The sequence below is a fragment of the Longimicrobium sp. genome (assembly GCF_036280135.1).
Classification (GTDB): domain Bacteria; phylum Gemmatimonadota; class Gemmatimonadetes; order Longimicrobiales; family Longimicrobiaceae; genus Longimicrobium.
In genome coordinates, this window is record NZ_DASURI010000525.1 from 1 (window position 1) to 2,987 (window position 2,987).

Consider the following 2,987-nt stretch of genomic DNA (forward strand, 5'->3'; position numbering starts at 1 on the left):
AGTTTTCGCCTCGCCCGCCGTCAGCCCTCCATCCGCACCACGCGGTTCTCCGCCGCCGACACCTGCGCCGCGCGGATGATCTCCAGCCCCGCGACGGCGTCCATCGGATCGACGGGGGGCGGACCGCCGTCCCGCAGCGCCCTGGCGACGCCCGCATAGAACGCCGGGTAATCGCCGCGCTCTGTCTCGATCGACTCGGACGCATCTCCCTTCACGAGCCGGCCCCACGCGGACTCCGGCTCCACGCCGTAGCCGGCGCCGGGCGATCCGCCCATCCGCAGCGTGGGCTCCTGCACGTCCATCCCGTGCTTTACGTACGCCGCGCGGCTGCCCAGCACACGCATGCGCAGGGCGTGGTCGCCCGCGACGGCGCTCATCCACAGGTGCGAGCGCACGCCGGACCCGTGCGTGAGCGCCACGAACGCGTCATCGTCCACCCGCACGCCGGGGCGGCGGCGGTCCAGCTCGGCGTACACGTGCGTCACGGGGCCGAACAGCACGAGCGCCTGGTCGATGAGGTGACTGCCCAGGTCGTAGAGAAGGCCCCCGGCCTGCGCGGGATCGGCCTCTTCGCGCCAGCCGGGTTTGGGCTCCGGCCGCCAGCGCTCGAAGCGCGACTCGAAGCGATGCACATCGCCCAGCGCGCCCTCCGCCATCAGCCGGCGCAGGGTAAGAAAGTCGCCGTCCCAGCGCCGGTTCTGGAAGACGGTCAGCATCCGTCCCGAACGGCGCGCTTCGTCGACGAGCGCGCGTGCGTCCTCGGGCGTGGCGGCGAGCGGCTTGTCGACGACGACGGGCAGCCCGGCCGCGAGCGCCGACCGCGCCAGGGGCACGTGCGAGCGATTGGGGGTCGTGACGACGACCAGGTCCAGCGAATCCGCGCGCTCCCACAGCCGCTCGGCCGCGTCGAGGATGGCGGATTCGGGATGATTCGCCCGCGCCTGCTGCACGCGCTCCGGGTGGGCGGTGACGATGGCCGTCAGCCGCATCCCCGGCGTCGTGGCGATGAGCGGCGCATGGAATGCGGCCCCGCCCAGCCCGTACCCAATGAGTCCCACCCGGATGTCCCTGTCCGCCCGTTCCGTCCCCCTCCGCATCCCCCGTTTCGATTTCGTCCACCGCGCCACCCGCCGTTGATCTACTGCGTCGCGTTCCTTCGCGCGAGCGGACGCTTGTACCCGCGTCCGCACGGGGCCAACTTGCGCCGCGTCACGCGGGCCGGGCCAATCGTCCGCTCCCGTTGGGCCAGGACCGGACCGGCGCGATTCCCTCGCGGGTCATGGACGGCGGGACGCGGGATGGATAGCGTCCGTGCAACACGGGGAACCAGGGAGACGGCGGATGACGGAGACGGTGATCGCGGGGAGCACGCCGTTCGGCGCGGCGCTGCGCAGGTGGCGCATGCACCGCCACCTGAGCCAGCTTGCCCTGGCGCTGCGCGCGGACGTGTCGCAGCGGCACCTGAGCTTCATGGAGTCGGGCCGGGCGCGGCCGAGCCGCGAGATGGTCCTGCGCCTGGCCGAGCAGCTGGACCTGCCGCTGCGCCAGCGCAATCAGCTCCTTTCTTCCGCCGGGTACGCGCCCGTCTTCGCCGAGCGGTCCATGGACGACGACGCGCTGCGCTCGGTTCGCGCCGCGGTGGACCAGGTGCTGCGCGGCCACGAGCCGTTCCCTGCGCTGGCCGTGGACCGGCACTGGCACCTCGTGGCGGCCAACCGCGCCCTGGCCCCGTTGCTGGAGGGGATCCCCGACGCGCTGCTCGCCCCGCCCGCCAACGTGCTGCGGCTGAGCCTGCACCCGGAGGGGCTCGCTGGGCGCATCGTGAACCTGGCGCAGTGGCGCGCGCACCTGCTGGATCGCCTTCGCCAGCAGGTGGAGGCGAGCGCCGATCCCGTCCTGGCCGACCTGCTGGAGGAGCTGAGCGCCTATCCCGTCGCCCGTTCCACGCGCATCGCGCCGGATGCGCCACCGGTCGGGCATCCCTCCGTCTTCGTCCCGCTGGAGCTGGCGACCCCGGCCGGCGTGCTCACCTTCATCAGCACCACCACCGTCTTCGGGACGCCCGTGGACGTCACCGTCGCCGAGCTGGCGCTGGAGTGCTTCTTTCCCGCCGACGCCGCCACGGCGGAGCGGATGCGCGCGCTCGCGGCGGGTTACCTGGCAGGTAATTGAGACGATTCCCTCTCTGTGTGAACTTGGGGCACCGGCGGCCGCGTGGCCGTCGGATCAAACCCGAACGGAGAATCCTGTGATGCGCAACGAAACACGCAACGGGGCCGCGGCGGCGCTCCTGCTGGACGCGGCGGCGAGCGGGGGAATGGGGCTGCTGCTCGCCGGGTTCGCGGGGCCGCTGGCGGGTGTGCTGGGGCTTCCCGAGGTGCTGCTGCGCTACGCCGGGGCCGGGCTGCTGCCGTTCGCGGCCGTGCTGGCGTACCTGGCCACGCGCCGCGAGGTGGGACGCGGCGCCCTGTGGGCCGTGATCGCCGTCAACGCGGCGTGGGTGTCGGAAAGCGTGCTGCTGGTCGCGAGCGGGTGGGTGTCGCCCACGTCGCTGGGGACGGCGTTCGTGCTCGCGCAGGCCGCCGCGGTGGCCGTCTTCACCTGGCTGCAGTTCCGCGCGCTGCCGCGCGCCCGGCATGTGACCGCGGGCCCGGCGTAGGCGCATCCGCATCGTCCCGCCGGGGGATCCGCGTCCGCGGTCTCCCGGCGCGCATCCCATCGACGACCACCGATGTCCATCACCTATTCGATCCAGTTCAACGTCCGGCCGGATCAGCGCGAGCGGTTCCTGGGCCTGCTGGAGGGCGTGCTCGACGCCATGCGCGGCGAGCCGATGTTCCACGAGGCCGTGCTCCACCGCGACCCGGCGGACGAGAACCGCTTCATGCTCTACGAGAGCTGGGAGGACCACGACGACGTGCTCGCCAACCAGCTGGGCCGCCCGTACCGCCAGGCGTGGCACCAGGCGCTCGACGAGATCCTCGCCG

4 protein-coding genes are annotated in these 2,987 nt (G+C 72.8%); 3 read left to right on the top strand and 1 reads right to left on the bottom strand.

The window, feature by feature from the left end; all coding sequences use genetic code 11:
• Window positions 1-20: 20 nt before the first annotated feature.
• A complete protein-coding gene (locus VFZ20_RS16975; protein ID WP_349264101.1) occupies window positions 21-1,097 on the bottom strand; it encodes a Gfo/Idh/MocA family protein in 1,077 nt (358 codons plus the stop codon).
• Window positions 1,098-1,341: 244 nt separating this feature from the next.
• Between VFZ20_RS16975 and VFZ20_RS16980 the strand changes: the two genes are divergently transcribed.
• The 3 genes from VFZ20_RS16980 to VFZ20_RS16990 all read left to right on the top strand — a co-directional run.
• Window positions 1,342-2,172, top strand: coding sequence for a helix-turn-helix transcriptional regulator (locus VFZ20_RS16980; protein WP_329685105.1), 831 nt, complete (start codon window positions 1,342-1,344; stop codon window positions 2,170-2,172).
• Window positions 2,173-2,251: 79 nt separating this feature from the next.
• The gene (locus VFZ20_RS16985; RefSeq protein ID WP_329685106.1) at window positions 2,252-2,659 is read left to right on the top strand and encodes a hypothetical protein; all 408 of its coding nucleotides are present in this window, start codon (window positions 2,252-2,254) and stop codon (window positions 2,657-2,659) included.
• Between the two features lie 72 nt (window positions 2,660-2,731).
• Window positions 2,732-2,987: putative quinol monooxygenase (locus tag VFZ20_RS16990; protein ID WP_329685107.1), on the top strand; the 256-nt coding region annotated here is incomplete at its 3' end.

What these genes read in the sequence shown, in the direction of transcription:
- VFZ20_RS16985 (WP_329685106.1), top strand. Translation starts at nt 2,252, where the DNA reads ATGCGCAACGAAACACGCAACGGGGCCGCGGCGGCGCTCCTGCTGGAC.
- VFZ20_RS16980 (WP_329685105.1), top strand. Translation starts at nt 1,342, where the DNA reads ATGACGGAGACGGTGATCGCGGGGAGCACGCCGTTCGGCGCGGCGCTG.
- VFZ20_RS16975 (WP_349264101.1), bottom strand. Translation starts at nt 1,097, where the DNA reads ATGCGGAGGGGGACGGAACGGGCGGACAGGGACATCCGGGTGGGACTC.